At 75.2% G+C, this 18,830-nt stretch carries 21 protein-coding genes; 10 read left to right on the forward strand and 11 right to left on the reverse strand.

Annotated elements, in window-relative coordinates; translation table 11 throughout:
• The first annotated feature begins 202 nt into the window (after positions 1-202).
• The gene (locus KUM42_RS11945) at positions 203-1,111 is read left to right on the forward strand and encodes a class I SAM-dependent methyltransferase (RefSeq protein WP_237492538.1); all 909 of its coding nucleotides are present in this window, start codon (positions 203-205) and stop codon (positions 1,109-1,111) included.
• Positions 1,112-1,212: 101 nt separating this feature from the next.
• Complete coding sequence (locus KUM42_RS11950; RefSeq protein WP_237492540.1) at positions 1,213-2,238, forward strand: GGDEF domain-containing protein; 1,026 nt, start codon at positions 1,213-1,215, stop codon at positions 2,236-2,238.
• A 31-nt stretch (positions 2,239-2,269) separates the two neighbouring features.
• Here the strand turns inward: KUM42_RS11950 and KUM42_RS11955 are convergent, their stop codons facing one another.
• From KUM42_RS11955 to KUM42_RS11965, 3 genes are read right to left on the reverse strand one after another with little or no spacing between them, the layout of a single operon-like run.
• Positions 2,270-3,388, reverse strand: a complete 1,119-nt coding sequence (locus KUM42_RS11955; protein WP_237492542.1) for an NAD(P)/FAD-dependent oxidoreductase — start codon at positions 3,386-3,388, stop codon at positions 2,270-2,272.
• An 11-nt stretch (positions 3,389-3,399) separates the two neighbouring features.
• Positions 3,400-3,579 (reverse strand): hypothetical protein, encoded by a 180-nt coding sequence (locus KUM42_RS11960; RefSeq protein ID WP_237492544.1) that lies wholly within the window; start codon positions 3,577-3,579, stop codon positions 3,400-3,402.
• A 39-nt stretch (positions 3,580-3,618) separates the two neighbouring features.
• The gene (locus tag KUM42_RS11965) at positions 3,619-4,188 is read right to left on the reverse strand and encodes a TIGR00730 family Rossman fold protein (RefSeq protein WP_237492546.1); all 570 of its coding nucleotides are present in this window, start codon (positions 4,186-4,188) and stop codon (positions 3,619-3,621) included.
• Between the two features lie 177 nt (positions 4,189-4,365).
• Here KUM42_RS11965 and KUM42_RS11970 point away from each other — a divergent pair, with 177 nt between their 5' ends.
• Together KUM42_RS11970 and KUM42_RS11975 are read left to right on the forward strand one after the other, a co-directional pair.
• The gene (locus tag KUM42_RS11970; protein WP_237492548.1) at positions 4,366-6,075 is read left to right on the forward strand and encodes a PHP domain-containing protein; all 1,710 of its coding nucleotides are present in this window, start codon (positions 4,366-4,368) and stop codon (positions 6,073-6,075) included.
• Positions 6,075-6,725, forward strand: coding sequence for a hypothetical protein (locus KUM42_RS11975; RefSeq protein WP_237492550.1), 651 nt, complete (start codon positions 6,075-6,077; stop codon positions 6,723-6,725). The genes KUM42_RS11970 and KUM42_RS11975 overlap by 1 nt, the downstream gene beginning before the upstream one ends.
• A gap of 49 nt (positions 6,726-6,774) precedes the next feature.
• Here KUM42_RS11975 and KUM42_RS11980 read toward each other — a convergent pair whose 3' ends face one another.
• Both KUM42_RS11980 and KUM42_RS11985 read right to left on the reverse strand, forming a co-directional pair.
• Positions 6,775-7,068, reverse strand: coding sequence for a hypothetical protein (locus tag KUM42_RS11980; RefSeq protein ID WP_237492553.1), 294 nt, complete (start codon positions 7,066-7,068; stop codon positions 6,775-6,777).
• A gap of 64 nt (positions 7,069-7,132) precedes the next feature.
• Positions 7,133-7,486 carry a VOC family protein gene (locus KUM42_RS11985; RefSeq protein WP_237492555.1) on the reverse strand — a complete coding sequence of 118 codons (354 nt, stop codon included), beginning with the start codon at positions 7,484-7,486 and terminating at the stop codon, positions 7,133-7,135.
• An 89-nt stretch (positions 7,487-7,575) separates the two neighbouring features.
• Between KUM42_RS11985 and KUM42_RS11990 the strand changes: the two genes are divergently transcribed.
• Positions 7,576-8,037, forward strand: a complete 462-nt coding sequence (locus tag KUM42_RS11990; protein WP_237492556.1) for an NUDIX domain-containing protein — start codon at positions 7,576-7,578, stop codon at positions 8,035-8,037.
• Here KUM42_RS11990 and KUM42_RS11995 read toward each other — a convergent pair.
• Together KUM42_RS11995 and KUM42_RS12000 are read right to left on the reverse strand one after the other, a co-directional pair.
• On the reverse strand, positions 8,027-8,842 hold the full coding sequence (locus tag KUM42_RS11995) for an endonuclease/exonuclease/phosphatase family protein (protein ID WP_237492558.1): 816 nt from the start codon (positions 8,840-8,842) through the stop codon (positions 8,027-8,029). The two genes, KUM42_RS11990 and KUM42_RS11995, sit on opposite strands and share 11 nt — an antisense overlap.
• Positions 8,843-8,868: 26 nt before the next feature.
• On the reverse strand, positions 8,869-9,771 hold the full coding sequence (locus KUM42_RS12000) for a GrpB family protein (protein ID WP_237492560.1): 903 nt from the start codon (positions 9,769-9,771) through the stop codon (positions 8,869-8,871).
• Between the two features lie 117 nt (positions 9,772-9,888).
• Between KUM42_RS12000 and KUM42_RS12005 the strand changes: the two genes are divergently transcribed.
• From KUM42_RS12005 to KUM42_RS12015, 3 genes are all read left to right on the forward strand, one after another.
• Positions 9,889-10,779: a 1,4-dihydroxy-2-naphthoyl-CoA synthase gene (locus KUM42_RS12005; RefSeq protein WP_237492562.1), complete on the forward strand. Its 891-nt coding sequence runs from the start codon at positions 9,889-9,891 to the stop codon at positions 10,777-10,779.
• Positions 10,780-10,876: 97 nt separating this feature from the next.
• On the forward strand, positions 10,877-11,209 hold the full coding sequence (locus KUM42_RS12010) for a hypothetical protein (protein ID WP_237492564.1): 333 nt from the start codon (positions 10,877-10,879) through the stop codon (positions 11,207-11,209).
• 114 nt (positions 11,210-11,323) lie between these two features.
• Positions 11,324-11,953, forward strand: coding sequence for a TetR-like C-terminal domain-containing protein (locus tag KUM42_RS12015; RefSeq protein ID WP_237492566.1), 630 nt, complete (start codon positions 11,324-11,326; stop codon positions 11,951-11,953).
• A gap of 7 nt (positions 11,954-11,960) precedes the next feature.
• On the opposite strand, the gene KUM42_RS12020 is transcribed toward KUM42_RS12015, so the two are convergent.
• Both KUM42_RS12020 and KUM42_RS12025 read right to left on the reverse strand, forming a co-directional pair.
• A complete protein-coding gene (locus tag KUM42_RS12020) occupies positions 11,961-12,632 on the reverse strand; it encodes a TetR family transcriptional regulator (protein WP_237492568.1) in 672 nt (223 codons plus the stop codon).
• 42 nt (positions 12,633-12,674) lie between these two features.
• Positions 12,675-13,202 carry a DUF5946 family protein gene (locus tag KUM42_RS12025; protein WP_237492570.1) on the reverse strand — a complete coding sequence of 176 codons (528 nt, stop codon included), beginning with the start codon at positions 13,200-13,202 and terminating at the stop codon, positions 12,675-12,677.
• Positions 13,203-13,292: 90 nt separating this feature from the next.
• Between KUM42_RS12025 and KUM42_RS12030 the strand changes: the two genes are divergently transcribed.
• On the forward strand, positions 13,293-13,958 hold the full coding sequence (locus KUM42_RS12030; RefSeq protein ID WP_237492572.1) for an HAD family hydrolase: 666 nt from the start codon (positions 13,293-13,295) through the stop codon (positions 13,956-13,958).
• Between the two features lie 47 nt (positions 13,959-14,005).
• Here the strand turns inward: KUM42_RS12030 and KUM42_RS12035 are convergent, their stop codons facing one another.
• Together KUM42_RS12035 and KUM42_RS12040 are read right to left on the reverse strand one after the other, a co-directional pair.
• Positions 14,006-15,625: a sodium:proton antiporter gene (locus KUM42_RS12035; protein ID WP_237492574.1), complete on the reverse strand. Its 1,620-nt coding sequence runs from the start codon at positions 15,623-15,625 to the stop codon at positions 14,006-14,008.
• 187 nt (positions 15,626-15,812) lie between these two features.
• The gene (locus KUM42_RS12040; protein ID WP_237492576.1) at positions 15,813-16,805 is read right to left on the reverse strand and encodes a glucosyl-3-phosphoglycerate synthase; all 993 of its coding nucleotides are present in this window, start codon (positions 16,803-16,805) and stop codon (positions 15,813-15,815) included.
• Positions 16,806-17,221: 416 nt separating this feature from the next.
• On the opposite strand from KUM42_RS12040, the gene KUM42_RS12045 reads away from it, so the two are divergent.
• Positions 17,222-18,772, forward strand: a complete 1,551-nt coding sequence (locus KUM42_RS12045) for a L,D-transpeptidase family protein (RefSeq protein WP_237492577.1) — start codon at positions 17,222-17,224, stop codon at positions 18,770-18,772.
• Positions 18,773-18,830: the final 58 nt, after the last annotated feature.

An 18,830-nucleotide genomic window follows, 5' to 3' on the forward strand; every position in this document is an offset into this window, starting at 1 on the left:
CTGTTGCAGGGGAGCAGCTCCCGCAGCAGCGGACCACCGGCCTCCGCGTGGGGGTGGTGGGACAGGAGAGCGCCCTGGTGAGCGGGGTGGTCACCGCGTGGCCCGTCCCCTTCTTGGACGGCCCGCCCGGTGGTCCACTGGACGACGACCGCCTCGTCGCCGCCGGTCCGCCCGGCGGCTGCCCCCACCCTGGGAGTCCTGCATGCTGCGTCGAGTCCGCCACGCCACCCGGGACCGGGTCGTCCGCGCCGTCCAGGAGGCCCTGGCCGCCGAGCTCGCCGGGGTCCGCGGCGAGCTGGCAGCCACCCGCGCGGAGGTGTCCGCGGTCGCCGGGCAGCTGAGCCGGCTGGAGGAGCGGGTGTCCGAGGTGGGCGGCGGACTGCACGGGCACCTCACCGCGTGGGAGCGGCGCAACCGCCGGGACGTCCTGACCGCGGCCGACTGGCAGGCGATCTCGACCAGCGCCGACTTCTTCCGGGCCGAGCTCACCGACGCCACCGCCCACTTCGACAAGTACGACACCCTGCGCGCCGCCCTGCAGCAGGCGCCGGCCGAGGGGCTGTACCTGGAGTTCGGGGTGGCCTCGGGCGCCACGCTGCGGGTCATCACCGAGCACGCCCCGGCGGGGTCGGTGCACGGCTTCGACTCCTTCGAGGGCCTGCCCGAGCACTGGCGGTCCGGGTTCACCGTCGGCGCGTTCGCCGCCGAGCAGCTGCCCGACGTCCCCGGTGCGGAGCTCGTCGTCGGGCTGTTCGACCAGACCCTGCCCGGCTTCCTGGCCACGCACGACGAGCCGGTGGCCTTCCTGCACCTGGACGCCGACCTGTACTCCTCGACGGTCACCGTGCTCACCGCGCTGGCCCCGCGGATGCGCGCCGGCACCGTCCTGCTGTTCGACGAGTACTTCAACTTCCCCGGCTGGGAGGCCCACGAGCACCGCGCCTGGCAGGAGTTCGTCCAGGCGACCGGCGTGGAGTTCGAGTACCTCGGCTTCACCGCCGACGACGAGCAGCTGTCGCTGCGGCTGCTCACCGCGCCCGTCCTGCCCGCCCCGCTCGCCGAGCCGGGGCAGTTCGGCACCAGCCGGCTGCGGGAGTCCGCCCGCGTCTGACCGGCCGGCCGGGCACTCACCCGCTGGGGGTGCCCGGCCGCCCGGACCCAGCAGTTCCACTGCCGCGGTGCCGAAGAGGTGGTGTGCAGCTGCCGCAGTCGATGAGAGCCCGGGACCCGCGGGCCGCAGCCCGGACCGCCGTCCTGGTGCTGCTGGTCAGCGCGGTCACCATGCTGGTCTTCTCGCTGTTCGGCCCCAACTCCGTGAGCACCGCGGGGATCGTCGCCTCGTGGGTGACCGCCGTGGTGCTGCTCGGGCTGGCCGTCACCTACCGGTACGCCGCGCCCGTGGAGATCGACCGGCGCGGCGGGTACGTGCTGATCGCGCTGATCGGCGTCGCCCTGTGCTGCGGGATGAACTGGATCACCGAGGACCCCTCCGCCGGTGGCCAGGCGTTCCTCGCCTTCCCGGTGCTGTGGGCCGGGGTGCACCTGCGCCGGGTCGCCGTCCGCGTGGTCACCGTCGGCGCCCTCGCCGGGGACGCCGTCGTGCTGTTCCACCTCGAGCCCGTCGGCAACGCGATCAGCGACCTGAGCTTCTTCGGCTCGGTGCTCATCGTGATGGCCCTCATGCTGACCCGCTCCGGGGAGACCCAGGAGCGGCTCGTCGCCATGCTGCAGGAGCAGGCCTCCGTGGACTCCCTGACCGGGCTGGTCAACCGCCGGGTGCTGGACGAGGCGCTCACCGCGGCGCTCACCGTCCCGACCCGGCCGCTGGGCACCGCCCTGGTCCTGGTCGACATCGACTCGTTCAAGTCCATCAACGACCACTACGGCCACCCCGTCGGCGACGACGCGCTGGTGCACATCGCCGGCGTGCTGCGCTCGGCGGTGCGCCCCGGCGACGCCGTCCTGAGCCGGATGGGCGGCGACGAGCTCGCCGTCCTCCTGCCCGACTGCCCCTCCGACGTCGCGGCCCGCCGCGCCACCGAGGTGCTCGACGCCGTCCGCGCCGCCCCGCTGCAGCTGCGCGACGGCACGCTGCTGGCGGTGTCGGTCAGCCTCGGCGTGGCCCACGCGCCCTCGCACGCCGACCAGCTCGAGGAGCTCTACGCCGCCGCGGACTCCGCGCTGTACGCCGCCAAGCGCGCCGGCCGCGACCAGGTCCAGGTCGCCGGCCTGAGCTGAGGTCGAGCAGGTCGCCGGTCGGGCGACCTGGTCACCGCCGGAGCCGGCGGGCCGCGCCGGCCAGGGTGCGGGCGGTGAGCCGGCCGTCGGCCAGGCCCAGGGCGACGACGTCGTCGAAGGCCCGCTGGTCCTCACGTGCCGCGCGGACGACGGCCTGCATCAGCGCCGGCCACCGGCTCAGCTGCGAGGCCACGCCCGAGGAGCGCAGGTGGCCGCCCAGCCGCCGGTGCAGCAACCGGCGGTGCACCTGCCCGGCCTGCGCGCCGTGCGCGGCGGCCTCCCCGGCCAGGGCGCCGGACAGGACGGCGTAGAAGATGCCCTCCCCGGTCAGCGGGTTGATCAGCGACTGCGCGTCGCCGGCCAGCAGCACGCGGCCGTCGGGCAGCCGCGGGCGCCCGGTGGACAGCGGCAGCCGGTGCGCGCGCAGGCCCTCCGGCTCGACCCCGGGGAGCATCCGGTGCAGCCCGGCGACCAGCTCGGCGCGGGTCACGCGTGAGGACACCAGCTCGCCGTAGCCGACGTTGGCGCGGCCGTCGCCGAGCGGGAACGACCAGGCGTACGCCGGCCAGCGCTGCTCCGTCGTGGTCACCACCTGCACGCCCTCGCTGCCCGGCAGCACCGGCGCGTAGCCGCGGATGGCGATGGCCAGCCGGTCCGGCGGGTTACCGGCCAGCCCGAGTGACCGGCGCACGACGGACTCGGCGCCGTCCGCGCCGACCAGCACCCCGGCCCTGATCCGGCCGTCGACCTCGACGTGGTCGGCGTGCACGGTCACCTCGCGCACGGTGTGCTGCCGGAGCCGGACGCCGGTGGCCAGCACCTGGTCCAGCAGCCGGCCGTCGAACACCGCCCGGGGCACCACCGACGACGGGCGGTGCAGCGTGCGCTCGACCGTCGTCCCGTCCGGGGCGTGCAGCCGCAGCCGCGGCACGGTCGGGTACCCGGCGGTCAGCGCCGCGACGTCGATCCCGAGGCCGGCCAGCACGTCGAGCGCCTCGGGGGCGATGCCGTCACCGCACACCTTGTCCCGCGGGAACGCCGCCCGGTCGAGCACCAGCACGTCGGCGTCCGGGCGGACCCGGCGCACCGCCGCGGCGCACGCGGCACCGGCCGGACCACCCCCGACGACGACGACGTCGACGTGCTCCACCGGGGACGGGGTCAGGTGTTGTTCGCCGGCGTCGACGTGCCGGGGTTGCAGTTCGCGTCCTGGCTGTTGCTGTTGTTCCCGGCGTCGCAGTTCGTCTCGCCGCGGGTGAGGTCGGTGTTGGAGCCGCCGCACCCGGTGAGCACGGTGCTGCCGACGATGGCCAGTGCCACCAGGGTCCCCTTGAGTCGCATGACACCCCGTTGCCCACGACACACCGGCGTCAACCGGCGTCACGACCGCGGAGCGGTCCACTTCCGCGCGGGGTGCACGTAGCCGTGCACGAACTCCAGCAGCCCGGCGGCGTCCTGCACCACGCCGAGGGCGTCGAGCCGGGCGGCGTCGAGGTAGCCGTCGTCGACCATCCGCCGCAGCTGGGCCAGCTGCGGCTGCCAGAAGCCGTCGACGTCCAGGAGGGCGACCGGCTTGGCGTGCAGGCCGAGCATCCCCCAGGTCCAGGCCTCGAAGAGCTCCTCCAGGGTCCCGGCCGCGCCCGGCAGCGCGACGAAGGCGTCGGAGAGGTCGGCCATGACCGCCTTGCGCTCGTGCATCGTCCCGACGACCTCCAGCCGGGGCAGGCCGCGGTGGGCGACCTCGTCGTCGACGAGGTGCTGCGGGATCACCCCGACCACCTCGCCACCGGCGGCGAGCGCGGCGTCGGCCACCACGCCCATCAGCCCGACGTCGCCGCCGCCGTAGACGATGCCGACGCCGGCCCGGGCCAGGTCGGTGGCGAACGTCGCGGCGGCCTGCTGGTGGGCCGGGGGGCCGGCGTGCGACCCGGTGAAGACGGCGATGCGCATCCCCCGACCCTAGGTGGGGTGCCGGCACCCGGCGTGGGCCCGTCCGGGGCGTGGGCGACGGCGAGCTGTGCCCACCCGGGTGTTCGCCTGAAGGTCTCCTGAGGGTCACCCGTTCGTGGGACCCGCACCGCAGAGTCGCCTCGACAGATGCACGGACGACGATGCGGGAGCGAGTCGATGAGCCACGACCACGAGCACGACCACCACCACCACGGCGAGCACGACCACGGTCACTCCCACCACCACGGCGACACCGCCGGCGTCGAGGGCACCTGGGCCGACCCCCACGCCGACGACCCGCTGTCGGTCTCGCGCCGTGGCTTCCTCGCCACCGCGGCCGTCGTCGCGGGCGCCGCAGCCGGTCTGGGTGCCGCCGTCTCCGGCGTCGGCCAGGGCGTCGCCGCCGCCGCCGGGACCGCCGCCGCCGGCACGACCGTGAACCCCTGGACCGGCCGCACGCAGGGCCTGTCCGGTGACCACCACATCCACACCCGGTTCTCCCCGGACGCGCAGTACGACGTCATCACCCAGGTGCAGAAGGGCCGTCAGTTCGGCCTCGACTGGCTGGTGATCACCGACCACGGTGGCGTCGCCCACCAGAAGCTCTCGATCGACAAGATCACGCCCGAGATCGCCCAGGCGCGCCGGCAGTACTCCGACACCCTGATCTACCAGGGCCTGGAGTGGAACATCCCCGGCGCCGAGCACGCCACGGTCATGCTGCCCCCGGGGCCGGCCAACATCGACATCCTCAAGGCCTTCGAGGCCGGCTACGACGGCAGTGTGCTGGCCGCCAACGGCGTCACCGGCAACGTCGAGCCCTACGCGCTCGAGGCCCTCCGGTACCTGGACAACCAGGTCCGCAACCGGCGCACCGAGATCGCGCTGATGTTCGCCAACCACCCGAGCCGGCAGGGCATCGACAGCCCGCACGAGATCCGCAACTGGCGCGACTCCGCCCCCTCGGTCGCGGTCGGCATGGAGGGCGCCCCCGGGCACCAGGCCTCCGGCATCCCCAAGGCCCAGGGCGGCCCCGGCGGCGGCCGCGGCTACTACGACCGCTCCCCGGGTGCGGCCAGCTTCCCCGGCTACCCGCTGGAGTCCTACCGCACCTTCGGTGGCTTCGACTGGATGACCGCGACCGTCGGCGGGCTCTGGGACTCCCTGCTCGCCGAGGGCAAGCCGTGGTGGGTCACCTCCACCTCCGACTCCCACCAGGTCTTCCGCGACACCCGCGTCCCCGGCCCGCTGGCCCACGCCCAGACCGGTGACCGTGGCGCCCCCGTCGACACCGGCCGGCCGATCACCTCCTACGGCGACTTCTGGCCCGGCCAGTACGGCAACACGCTGGTGCTGAGCGAGAACCGCACCTACGTCGGCGTCATGCAGGCCCTCCAGGCCGGCAAGGTCGCGGCGGTCCACGGCCGGCTCGTCGAGAACCTCGACATCCGCGTCCGTTCCGCCGAGCAGGGCGACCCGCAGGGCGCCACCCTGGGCGGTCGCACCTGGGTGCGCCGCGGTGGCGACGTGCAGGTGACCATCACGGTCAAGGTCGCCGGCGGCGTCAACGGCGGGGGCTTCGTGCCCAAGCTGGCCAAGGTCGACCTCATCAGCGGCCCCGTCACCGGTGAGCAGTCCGACCGCGACCACTTCCTCGCCCCCGAGACCAAGGTCGTCAAGACCTTCGAGGTGGGCACCGGCCGCGCGCAGTACACCTTCGACCACACCTTCAAGAACGTGGACCGCTCGTTCTACGTCCGCTTCCGCGGCAGCGACGGCAAGCAGCTCGACGCCAACGGCAACCCGCCGATCGACGTCATCGGCGACGCCAACCCGTGGGACGACCTCTGGTTCTACGCGAACCCGGTCTTCGTCGACGCCATCTGATGACCACGTCCGCGAGGCAGGTGTCGCCGGCCGGGACCGTGCTGTGGGGCGGGGCGCTGGCGGTCGACGTCATTGCCCAGGCCCACGCGCTGTCCTCGGCCTCCGACGCACACCTGCTGGCGGCGGTCGACGAGGCACTCGCCGGCTCGGGGGCGGTGGCCGAGCTGGTCTGCACCCACGTGGACCGCTCGGCCGCCGTCCCCCGGGCCGGGGTCTCCCTGCGCCTGGACGGCGAACCGGCCGATCCGGCGGCGACCCGGGCCGCGCTGGCCCGGGCGCTGTCCGGCCCGGTCGTCACAGGCGAGCAGGACGGCGAGCAGGACGGCGAGGAGTCCGCGCCGGCGCGCACGGCGGTGGCCGAGGCCGCCGCCGGCAGCGCCGGGCGGGCCGTCCGCTTCCCGGGTCAGACCGGGGTCAGCGGGCTGGTCCCGGTGGCGCGGCTGCTGGCCGAGACCGCGATCGACCGGGTCGCCGGGCTGGGCGGCGCGGTGGCCGACACCGACGTCGTCGACACCGGCGACCACGGCTTCCTCCGCCCCACCTGGAGCGGTGGGGAGCTGACCCTGCTGGTCGAGCCGACCGTCGGCGGGGTCCTGCGCCCGTTCGAGATCGAGGACCCGCACGAGTGCTGCGGCGGGGCCGGGCACTGAACTGCACCTGAGGGGCCGGCGTCGAGACGCCGGCCCCTCAGGCGTGCGGTCAGACCACGGACCGGGCGAAGCCGATCTCCTTGCCCGCGACGCAGTCCGGGAACGTCTCGAACACCCGCGCCCGCTCGGGGGAGGCGGTGTACCGCTCCTCCACCTCACGGAAGGCGGCCTCGTCGCCGTCGAGGGACACCGCCCAGGTGAAGGTGGAGTGCTCCTCCTCGGCCAGGGCGAACAGCACCTGGAAGCCGAAGTGCTCACGCACGGGGAGCAGGGTGGGGAACCACTCCAGGAAGTCGGCCATCCGGCCCGGTTCGATCTCGTAACGACGCAGCTGCACGGTCATGCGCCCAGTCTGATGGAGTCCCAGGGGTGCGGGGACCGTGCCCTGGGACTCCATCAGCGGGGGGTCAGGACGCCGGCGGGACGTAGAACTGCAGGTTGTTCCCCTCGGTGTCCTTGAACGGCGCGATCCGGCCCCACGGGAAGTCCGCGATGCCGCCGGTCACCTCGACGCCCTTGCTCTTCAGCTCCTCGACCTCGGCCTCGATGTCGCCGTCGGGCTGGAAGGTGATCACGGCGCCGCCGTGGGAGTGGCCGGTGCCCTCCCGCGCGTTCAGCCCGATCATCAGGCCGTTGGCGTCGAACTCGCTCCAGTCCTCGGTGACCTTGCCCTCGCTCAGCCCCAGGACGTCCCGGTAGAAGGCCCGGGCCCGGTCCATGTCGTCGACCGGCACCCACACGCTCGCCACACCACTCGCCACGTCAGTTCTCCTCAGTCAGTAGGTCGTGCACGACCCCTGCCCACCCGGGCGGCCCGGCAACCCCGCGCGCGCCACGGCAGACTGGGGGCGTGCGCTCCTCGACCGACGGCTGGACGACGTGCGCGCTGGGGCACCGGCACTGGGGGCTGGCCGGCGCGGCCGGGCTGCTGCTGCACCGCCCCGGTCCGGCCGGCACCGAGGTGCTGCTGCACCTGCGGGTGGACTGGTCGCACCACGGCGGCACCTGGGGCACGCCCGGTGGCGCGCTGCACGCGGGGGAGTCCGCACCCGACGGCGCGCTGCGCGAGGCGGGGGAGGAGCTCGGCCTGCGCCGCTCCGACGTCGTCCTCGGGACGTCGTCGGTCGACGACCACGGTGGCTGGAGCTACACGACCGTGCTGGCCGCCCCGGCCGTCCCGATGGAGCCCGCCGACCTGGTGCTCAACGAGGAGAGCACCGACGTCGGCTGGTTCGCCCTGGACGCGCTGCCGCTGCTGCACCCGGGGTTCGCCGCCTCGCTGCCGGGCCTCCTGCCGCTGCTCACGGCCTGACCGGCGCGTCCCCGGGCAGGGTCACCGGGACGACGACCAGCCGGTGGTCGCCGAACGCCAGCGCGCGCACCTCCGCCGGCCCGGCGGTGACCGGGTCCAGGGCCAGCACGTGGTCGAACTGCACCCGGGGTGCGGGCGCGGGGTAGGTCGGGGCGGTCACCAGCCGCTGGGCGCGGGCCAGCGTCGCCGGCAGCGGGCCGATCAGGTTGAGGTCACCGGCCACGAGCACCGGACCCGGCAGCGTGCGCGCCCAGCTGCGCAGCCGGAACAGCTGGCGGGCCGCGGTGTGCGGCGCGAACGACAGGTGGGTGCCGATCACGGTGACCCCGTCGAGCTCGGCGGCCACGGCCAGCCGCGGCTCGTCTGGGAACCACCAGGTGCGGACCTCCCCGGTGCGCGGGTCGGGGGCACGGATCGGCAGCTTGGCCCGGCCGGCGCCCAGCGCCTGCACCGACCAGCGCCGCACCGGCAGTCGGCTGAACAGCGCGATGCCGTACAGCGGGTCGGCCGGGGTCTCCCACGACGCGCGCAGCACCGGCGGGTCGACCGGCGTCCAGCTGCGGAACGGGTCGGGGGTGCCGGCGACCGCCGCGGCGAACCGCCACTCGGAGACGCCCAGCGCGGCGGCGACCTCGGCCGGCTGGTCGACCTGCTGCGACCGCGGCTGGGCCACGTCGATCTCCTGGACGGCGAGGACGTCGACGTCCAGGTCGGCGAGGGCGGTCCGCAGCCCGGCGGCGTCGAGCGAGCGGCCGCGGGAGTCCCGGGCCGAGGCGAGGTTCAGCGTGCCGACCCGGATGTCCACCCGCCCATCAGACCAGGGTCGGGCGGTCACCACCCGTTGCGGCCGTCGGACCAGGCTGCGGCCCGGGGCAGGACCTCGGTGATCCAGGTGCTCTTGGCCCGTGTGTAGTCGTCGGGGTCGGCGTCCTGCTCGTGGGCGGCGGCCACCGCGGCCTTCAGCTGCGCGTAGTGGTCGCGCTCGGCCGGGTGGGCGCGCAGCCAGTCGCGGAACTGCACCGTCGAGCGGCCCCAGGGTGAGGCCGCCAGCCGCACGTGCAGGACCGCCGGGACCGCGGGGTCGGGCGACACGAAGAGCCGCTTCCGCCAGACGTCGTCCGACGCTCCCGCACCGCCGAGGGGCACGTCCCGGTGCACGCCGGGGGAGTCCGGTCGGCTGCCGGCGGCGGCGAGGAAGCCCACCCGCGACAGGGCGGCGTCGAGCGCCCCCGGCTCCGGCAGCGCCGGCGCCCGCACCTGCAGGTCCAGGAACGCCTTGGCGGGCAGGCCCGGCACCGCGGTCGAGCCGATGTGGTCCAACGACCAGCCCGCGATCGAGCCGCCCGTCAGTGGGGCCAGTGCCGCGCGGACCCGCGCCAGCCGGCGGGCGGCCATCGCCGGCCATCCCGGGTCGGGGTCCACCAGCACCGCGGGACCGGGGGCGAACCGCCCGGACGCCAGCGCGGCTGACCAGGGGAGGAGCCGCTTGGCCACGAGTGCCGCCAGCCGGGAGCCGAGCTCACGGTCGTCGGCCAGCACGACGTCGGCCAGCACGACGTCGGCCCGGTCGGCCCCGGCCCGGTCGGCCCCGGCCGGGTCGGCTCCGGCCGGGTCGGTGCCCACGGCGAGGACGAGGGCGACGTCGTCGGCGGCGGCCACGACGAGCGCCCCGTCGCCCAGCGCCGTCACCCGGGCAGCGACGTCGTCCGGCCCGTCGACCCGCACCCGCAGCACGGCACCAGTGCAGCAGAACGGCACCCTGCCCGCACGCTCGTGCTCTGCTGCCGGTGTGGCAGCAGAGCACGAGCTCCGGGAAGGCACCTGTCCGCGGTGGCGGATAGGTTCCACGACGTGAGCGCACGCGCGGACGTCTCGGAGATCTTCGACGCCTCGGCCTGGGAGCAGGTGCCCGGCTTCGAGCAGCTCACCGACGTCACCTACCACCGGGCGGTCGACGCCGGGGTGGTGCGGATCGCGCTCGACCGGCCCGAGGTGCGCAACGCCTTCCGGCCGCAGACGGTCGACCAGCTGCTCGCCGTGTTCGAGCACGCGCGGCTGTCGACCGACGTGGGCTGCGTGCTGCTCACCGGCAACGGCCCCAGCGAGAAGGACGGCGGCTGGGCGTTCTGCTCCGGCGGTGACCAGCGGGTCCGTGGGAAGTACGGCTACGAGGCCGGCGACGGGGTCAGCGGGCGGCTGCACATCCTGGAGGTGCAGCGGCTGATCCGCTTCATGCCCAAGATCGTCGTCTGCGTCGTCCCGGGGTGGGCCGCCGGTGGCGGGCACAGCCTGCACGTCGTCGCCGACCTCACGCTGGCCAGCGCCGAGCACGCCCGGTTCAAGCAGACCGACGCCGACGTGGGCAGCTTCGACGGCGGCTTCGGCTCGGCCTACCTCGCCCGGCAGGTGGGCCAGAAGTTCGCCCGGGAGATCTTCTTCCTGGGTGAGGAGTACTCCGCCGCCGACGCGCACGCCATGGGCATGGTCAACCGGGTGGTGCCGCACGCCGAGCTGGAGGCCACCGCGCTGGACTGGGGCCGCCGGATCGTGGCCAAGAGCCCGACCGCCCAGCGGATGCTCAAGTACTCGTTCAACGCGATCGACGACGGACTGGTCGGTCAGCAGCTGTTCGCCGGGGAGACGACCCGGCTGGCCTACATGGCCGAGGAGGCCGTCGAGGGCCGCGACTCCTTCCTGGAGAAGCGCCCCGCCGACTTCTCCCGCTTCCCCTGGCACGTCTGAAGGACCCCCTCGCCCCCCGTCACACGCTTCGCGCGCAACGGGCCGCTGCGAGGGGGCCGTCCCGTTCGGGCCACGAGCCCATGTCCTGGAGGTAGGAATGATCATCGAGGTGATCGGCGGTGCCGACGAGGTGCCCGAGGTGCGGGTGGCCGACGTCGACGACCTGACGCGGCTGCACCTGGCCGTGGGTGCGGTGACCGACGAGGAGGCCGACGCCGCGCTGCGGGCGGCGGGGATGGGTCGGCTCACCGACGGCGACACCGGGGTGGTCTCCGTCGCCGCGCTCCGGGAGGCCGCGGGACCGCGGTCGAGCGCGCCCGACTGGGCCGAGCGCTTCGACGCGATGGTGATCTTCGCCGCGCAGCAGGGCTGGACCGCGGACGACGGAGCCGGTCTGCAGGTCCACGTGGAGCCCGCGGCGTCTGCCTGACCTGCGGTTCCAGCGGGCCGGCGACACGCCGTGAGGAGCCCGCCGCGCCTGTGATCTCGATGTGTTGTGAGCCAGTTGTTGTGGTCACTCCACTTTCTTGGGCACGATTGCACGGTGGCGACCACTGACCTCACCCAGCGACCTGCCGGCTCCCGTCCCCCGGGCCGGCCGCTGTCCTCGGAGCTCTCCGACCAGCTGGTCGCCGTGGCGATGGACATCCTGGCCGACGAGGGCTGGGGACGGCTCAACAGCGACCGGGTCGCGGCCCGCGCGAAGGCGGGCAAGGCGGGCATCTACCGCCGCTGGCCCACGATGGCCGCGCTCGCCCGGCACGCGCTGACGACCACCACCCTGGTGGAGGTCCCGGCCGACGCCGGCTCGCTGAGCGCGGACCTGTGCGGCCTGCTGGTCCGCTGGACCCAGCCGCTGGACCGCGCCGAGCGTGCGGCGGCCAGCCTGGTCGGTGCCGCCCGGCACGACGAGGAGCTGCGGGCCGGCCTCGACGAGGCGCTGCTGCGTCCGCTGGGCCGCGCGGTGCGCGAGATCGCCTCCCGTGAGGCGGCCCGCGGCCACGAGCTCCCGGCCGAGCGGGTCGCCCTGCTCGGTTCCGTGCTGGAGGCGCTGTGGTGGCAGCGGTACACGTCCTTCGCGGTGACCCCGCGGAGCACGACCGAGGTCGAGCAGCTGGTCGCCGACGTGCTGGTGCCGATCGTGGAGCCGGAGCGCGTCGCCGCGGGCAGCTGACCCGCGGTCAGTCCACCGGCACGCCCAGCCGGCCGGCCAGCTGCCGGGCGCCGTCCTCCAGCACCGCGAGGGTGGCGGTGACGGCGTCCTGGGCGGCGGCCTGGCCGGCCGCCGTCCAGCCCTCGGCCAGCCCGGTGCGGCGGTGCTCGACGGCCAGCACCCGGCTGGCGTTGAAGAACATCTCCACGGTGAGCCGGCTGAACAGCCGCACCCGGGGCGTCGCCGGCGCACCTCCGGACAGTGCGGTGTTCAGCGCCTCGGTGGCCAGCTCGAGCGCCTCGACCATGAGCATCCGCCCGCGCTCCTGCAGGTGCGGGGTGGCGACCATCGCCTCGACGTAGCTGCGGCGCTCCGGGGAGGCCTCCCGCGCCAGCAGCGCGCTGATGTCCTGCTCGACCTGGCGGCGCAGCGCGGTCAGCGGGCTGGTGCCCGGCGGGCAGGAGGCGATGGCCTCCGCGGGGCCGGACAGCGAGGGGATCCGCCCGTCGAAGAAGAGCGCTTCCTTGCTCTCGAAGTGGTTGAACACCGTCTGCACCGCGACGTCGGCGGCCGCGGCCACGTCCGCGGTGGTGACGGCGTCGAAGCCGCGCTCGGCGAACAGCCGGTGCGCCGCGGCCCGGATCTCTGCCCTGGTCTGCGCCTTGCGCAGCTCCCGCCGCCCCCCGGTGACGTCTCCCACTCCGCTGATCCTAGGCGGCGACCGGGTCGGGCCCGCCGCGACTCAGCTGGTCAGGACGACGTCCGCGGCGCGGCGGAGCTCGTCGGCGGAGGCCGCCCAGTCCGCCCAGGTGACGTCGGCCCAGGCGCCGACCAGCGCGGGCAGGTCCACCACGTCCAGGTCGGCGGCGAGGTCGGCCACCGTCGTCGTCCACCGGGCCGGCGGCTGCAGCCCCTGCGGGGCGGCGGCGTCCACCCGCTCCGGTGGCGCGGCAGCGGCCAGCGGCTCGTGCCCGCGCTCGAGCGCCAGGCACAGCCGCACCGCGGCCGACGCCGGGGCCCCGGGCAGCAGGTGCTGGGCGTCGTAGGTGTCGCGGGCCAGCTGCAGCAGCGCCGCCGTCCGTGCGTCCTGCCCGGCCTCGTCGCGCAGGCCCCGCACGGTCACCGAGAACAGCGCCCAGCAGCTGGGCGAGGCGCCGGGGTGCCGGCCGGCGGCGTCCGGCGTGGCCACCAGCACCGCGCCGCAGCCGGGGCAGACCGTCGTCCGCAGCTCGTCGGGAGTCGCGGAGGACGGGGTGTCGGCGGCGGTCACGACGGTCGATCGTGCCGTACCGGGCGGGTGGTCGCCGACCCGGGAACGGCCACCGGGTTGACCGGGGCCCGCGCTGGGCAGGCCAGCGGCATGCCCGAACCCACGATCGCCGTCCTGGACGTCGACGGCACGCTGGTCGACTCCAACTACCAGCACGCCCTGGCCTGGTACCGCGCCCTGCGGTCCCTCGACGTCATCGAGCCGGTGTGGCGCCTGCACCGGCTGATCGGCATGGGCGGTGACCAGGTCATCAAGACCATCGGCGGTGACGAGCTCGAGGAGCGCATCGGCGAGGAGGCCCGCAAGCGCCAGGGCGAGCACGTCGACGAGATGATCGGCGAGGTGTCCCCGCTGCCCGGGGCCCGCGAGCTGCTGCTGGCTATCAAGGAGCGCGGCCACCGGCTGGTGCTGGCCAGCTCCGGTCAGCCGCGGCACGTCGACATCGCCGTCGACCTGCTCGACGCCCGCGACATCGCCGACGCCATCACCTCCAGCGAGGACGCCGAGGCGACCAAGCCCGCGCCGGACCTGCTGCAGGTCGCGCTGGGGAAGCTGGGCGCGCGCGCCGAGGACGGCGCCGTGATGATCGGCGACTCGGTGTGGGACGTCGAGGCCGCGAAGAAGGCCGGGCTGTCGACGATCACCGTCCGCTCCGGGGGCTTCGGCGACGACGAGCTGCGCGAGGCCGGCGCCATCGGGATCTACGACACCCCGGGTGACCTGGCCGCCGCACTGGACGAGACCCCGCTGGCCTGACGGAGTGGACCCGTGGGCGTCACGCCCACGGACCCACTCCGCCGCCGTCACACGGGGGCACCGCGCATCTCCAGGGCGAGCTGGTCGGCGTCCAGGACGGCGAGGGCGGCGGTGAGCGCCGCCGAGCTGAACGCGCCGTCGTCGCGGGCGGTGAGCAGTGCGTCCCGCTGGGCGTCGAGGACGGCGAGCCGGTGCCCCTTCGCCGCGGTCAGGCGCGCCCACGGGTCGTCGGACACGACGGGTGCAGTGACGGTGGCCGCGGCGTCGGACATCAGCGCCAGCAGCCGGCGGCGCTCCTCGTCGGCACCGGGCTGCTCGCCGCGGGTGGCGCCGACCGCCCGCACCACCCAGGGCAGCGTGCCGCCCTGCAGCAGCAGCGACCCGGTGGCGACGAGGAAGGCGACGAGCACCAGCACCGAGCGTTGCGGGGTGTCCTCGGGTAGCGTCTGGGCGGCGGCGAGGGTGATGGCGCCGCGCATGCCGGCCCAGACCACCACCGCGCCGTCGCGCCAGCCCAGCGGCTCAGCGAGGAAGTGCTCGATGTCGGCGAGCCCGCGGGTGATCCGCGTCCGCATGCGGAGCACGTCGCGCGGGCTGGTGCGCCGCCGGCCGCGGCGTCCCTCGTACGGGCTCTGCCCGGCGTCGAGCCGCTGCTGCATGCCGGTCAGCCGGGGCTGCAGGTCCGCACCGCGCCGGGTGCGGCGCTGCAGCGCGAACAGCAGCAGCGCCACGTAGGCGGCGCGCACAAGCACGGTGAGCGCCAGCGCGGCGGCGGCCACCCAGGCGGCGGTGCCCAGCCCGCCGTGCACCTCGTCGACCACCGTCGACAGCTGCAGCCCCATGGTCAGGAAGACCGCGCCCTCGAGCACGAGCTCGATCGTGCGCCAGTTCGACTCGTCGGACAGCCGGTGGCGCGGGGGCAGGGCGCGGGCCGCGCCGTAGCCGGTGACCAGCCCGGCGACGACCGCCGCGACCAGCCCGGAGGCGCCCAGCTCCTCGGCGGGCACCGCCGCCAGGAAGGGCGCGGTGAAGGACAGGACCGTGCTCACGCTCGCCTCGGTCACCCGGGCGCGCACGGCCAGCACCACCTTGCCGACGACGGCGCCCAGCACCACCGCGACCGCGACGGCGTAGGCGAAGTCGCCGACGACGTCCCAGACCGAGACGCTGGCCGCCGCACCCGCGACGGCGGCACGCAGCAGCACCAGCGCGGTCGCGTCGTTGAGCAGGCTCTCGCCCTCGAGCATGGTGACCACCCGCGGGGAGACGCCCAGCCGGGTGGCGATGGAGGTGGCGACGGCGTCCGTGGGGCTGACGATGGCCCCCAGCGCGACGCCCCAGGCCAGGCCCAGCCCGGGGACGACCAGGGAGAAGAACCAGCCGAGCGCGAAGGCGCTGAGCACCACCAGCGCCACCGACAGCCCGCGGATGGCGGTGAACTCGCGGCGGAACTCCATCGCCGGCATGGCGGCCGACGCGGCGTAGAGCAGCGGCGGGAGGACGCCGGTGAGCACCCACTCGGGCTCGATCTCGACGGTGGGCCCGAAGGGCAGCAGGCTGACCGCGATGCCCAGCACCACCAGCAGCAGCGGCGCGGCTACGCCCAGCCGGGGCGCGGCCGCGGTGGCCGCGGCGATCGCCAGGAGCCCGATGACCAGGTAGAGCACGACACACTCCCTCAGCGACGACCTCGTCCCCAGATCGGCACGTGCAGCCGCCGACTGGAGCTGAGGGGAGTGTCAGCGCCGGCCCTGACCGGCCGCTGATGTCCCACTGACGAGGTGGCGCCGGCCCACCGGCCCCGCTGCAGGGCCCCGCCGCGAGCCTGCGAGCGGTGGGGGGCAGCGGGGTCCTTCATCCGACGACGCCGGCCCGGGTGACGGCGTACTCCTCGATGTCGGCCATCGGGGGACGCTCGTCGACGGCCACGGTGTGGCTGGTCGGCACGAAGCCGGTGCCGTCGTGCGCGAACTGGGTGAGCAGCCCGCCGGGCTCCAGCCGCCCACGGCCGGTGCGGCCGCGCTCCGCCCGGGACAGCACCGTCGACACGATCTGGCCGGCCATCTTGCCCAGCGCGGCCTCGGTCTGGTGGGAGTGCGTGCGGGTGCCGAGGTCGACCTGGGCCAGCCCGCTGAGCCCGCACACCCGGAGCAGGTCGACCAGCAGGCCCACCTCGACGCCGTAGCCGGAGACGAACGGCACCTGCTCGAGCACCGCACGACGGCCGGCGTACTCACCGCCCAGGGGCTGCACGAAGCCGGCGAGCTCGGGCCACAGCGCGTTGAGCAGCGGGCGGGCGGTGAGCTCGGTGACCCGGCCGCCGCCGGCCGGGCGGTGCTCGCCGTCGACGGTGAGCGGGCGGGTGTAGCAGCCCTTCACGTAGTCGACGCGCTGGTCGAGCAGCAGCGGGGTGAGCAGCCCCGGCACGTAGTGGCTGACGTCGCCGAGCAGGTCGGAGTCCATGAAGACGACGAGGTCGCCGGTGGTGGCCGCCAGCGACTTCCACAGCGCCTCGCCCTTGCCGGGGCGGTCGCCGTGGGCGGGCAGCACCTCGCCGGCCGCGACGACGTCGGCGCCGGCGGCGCGGGCGACCTCGGCGGTGGCGTCGGTGGAGTTCGAGTCGATGACGACGACCTCGTCGACCAGCGGCACGTCGGTGACCCAGCGGGCGACGAGATCTCGCACCAGGACGCCGACGGTCGTCTCCTCGTTGCGGGCCGGCAGCACGACGCTGATCCGGTGGCCGCCGCGGCGCTTGGCCAGCAGGAGGGCGTCGACGTCGAGCTGGGCCAGGGAGGTGGCGGTCGTGGTGCGGTGCTCGAACCAGGCGCGGGCGTCAGGTCGCATCAGCCCACTGTCGAGCACGGTCGCTCCCCTCGTCAGGTCGGCGGGGCGTCGTTCACACGATCTTCACGTTCCGATCCGCCAGTGTGACGGTTCGTCCCGACCCCGGCGACCAGTGGGCGGACGGCCGGCGAACAGCGGCTGAACGCGGCGCCCGCCCTCCGCGGAGGACCTCCTGGGGTGCCCGGGACGGGTGGGTCGCCGGGCGTTGCCCGGGCGGCTCCGGGCCGCCTAGGGTCTGCGCGCCGGAGGCGGCCGGGCAGGCCGGTCTGGCGGGACGGCGCGGGCGGGGGCAGGTCGTGCGGACGGAAACCAGGGCAGGACGGCGGCAGCGCCGGAGCACCGCGCGGACGAGCGCCGCGCGGACGAGCGCCGTGCGGACGAGCGCCGTGCGGACGAGCGCCGTGCGGACGAGCGCCGTGCGGACGAGCGCCGTGCGGGCGAGCGCCGTGCGCAGGGGTGCCGCGCGGGCCGGTGTCGTGCTCGCGGTGGTCACGGCCGTGCTGTGCTCGCTGGGGCTGTCGAGCGCCTCGGCGGCCGCCTACCCCTCGCCGTCCGGTGGCACGCGGGACGTGCGCGGCGCCGTCCTCGACCGGTACCTGGCCCTGGGCGGTCCGGCCGGCCGGCTGGGCGGTCCGCTGACCGACGAGCTGGCCACCCCGAACGGCCGCGGCGCGTACAACCACTTCGCCGGCGGCTCGATCTACTGGTCCCCGCCCACCGGCGCGCACATGGTCGTCGGGGCGGTCCGCGACCGCTGGGGAGCGTGGGGCTGGGAGAACGGCCGGCTGGGCTTCCCGGTCACTGACGAGGTGGCCACCCCGAACGGCCGCGGTGCCTACAACGGGTTCGAGGGCGGCTCGGTCTACTGGTCCCCGCCCACCGGCGCGCACGTCGTGGTCGGCGCCATCCGCGACCGCTGGGCGGCGTGGGGCTGGGAGAACGGTCGGCTCGGTTTCCCGGTCACCGACGAGGTGGCCACCCCGAACGGCCGAGGTGCCTACAACGGGTTCGAGGGCGGCTCGGTCTACTGGTCGCCCGACACCGGGGCGCACATGGTCGTCGGCGCCGTCCGCGACCGCTGGGCCGCGCTGGGCTGGGAGAACGGCCGGCTGGGCTTCCCGGTCACCGACGAGGTGGGCACCCCGAACGGCCGCGGCGCGTACACCGCGTTCCAGGGCGGGGCCGTCTACTGGTCACCCGGCAGCGGCGCGCACGCCGTCGTCGGCGCGATCCGCGACCGCTGGGGGACCCTGGGCTGGGAGAACGGCAGCCTCGGGTTCCCGACGTCGGAGGAGTACGCGGTCCCCGGCGGGCAGGCCCAGGACTTCCAGGGCGGCCGGATCACCTCGACCTGGGCCACCGGTGCCGTGGTCACCACCGGGCTCCCGGCCGGCGTCGTCCCGCCGGGCAGCCAGGTGGTCACCGTGCGCGCCCCCTCGGCCGGGTCGACCACCGCGACGCTCACCGCCTGGCAGCTGGGCGCCACGGGCTGGACGCCGGTGGTCGGGCCGGTGGCGGCGCGGGTCGGGTCGGGCGGGATCGGCGCGGCCAGCGAGAGCAGCACCCGCACGCCGGCCGGCACCTTCGGGCTCAGCGAGGCCTTCGGCCGGGCCGGCAACCCGGGGACGGCGCTGCCCTACCGGGTCGTGGACCGCAACGACTGGTGGGTCTCCGACGTCGGCAGCGGCCGCTACAACACCTACGCCCGCTGCGCACCGGGCACCTGCGACTTCTCCGAGGCGGTCTCCGAGAACCTCTACGGCGCCGGCTCGGTCTACGACGAGGCGGTGGTGATCGACTACAACCGCTGGCCGGCGGTGCGCGGTGCGGGCTCGGCGTTCTTCCTGCACATCGCCAACTCCTCGCCCACGGCCGGCTGCGTCTCCACCGACCGGGGCAGCCTGGAGGCCGTCCTGCGCTGGCTGCGCCCGGACGCCCGCCCGGTCATCAGCATCGCCGTCGGCTGAGCATCGCCGTCGGCTGAGCACCGCCGTCGGCTGAGCACCACCGTCGGCTGAGCGGGCG

Source organism: Modestobacter sp. L9-4 (assembly GCF_019112525.1).
Lineage (GTDB): Bacteria > Actinomycetota > Actinomycetes > Mycobacteriales > Geodermatophilaceae > Modestobacter.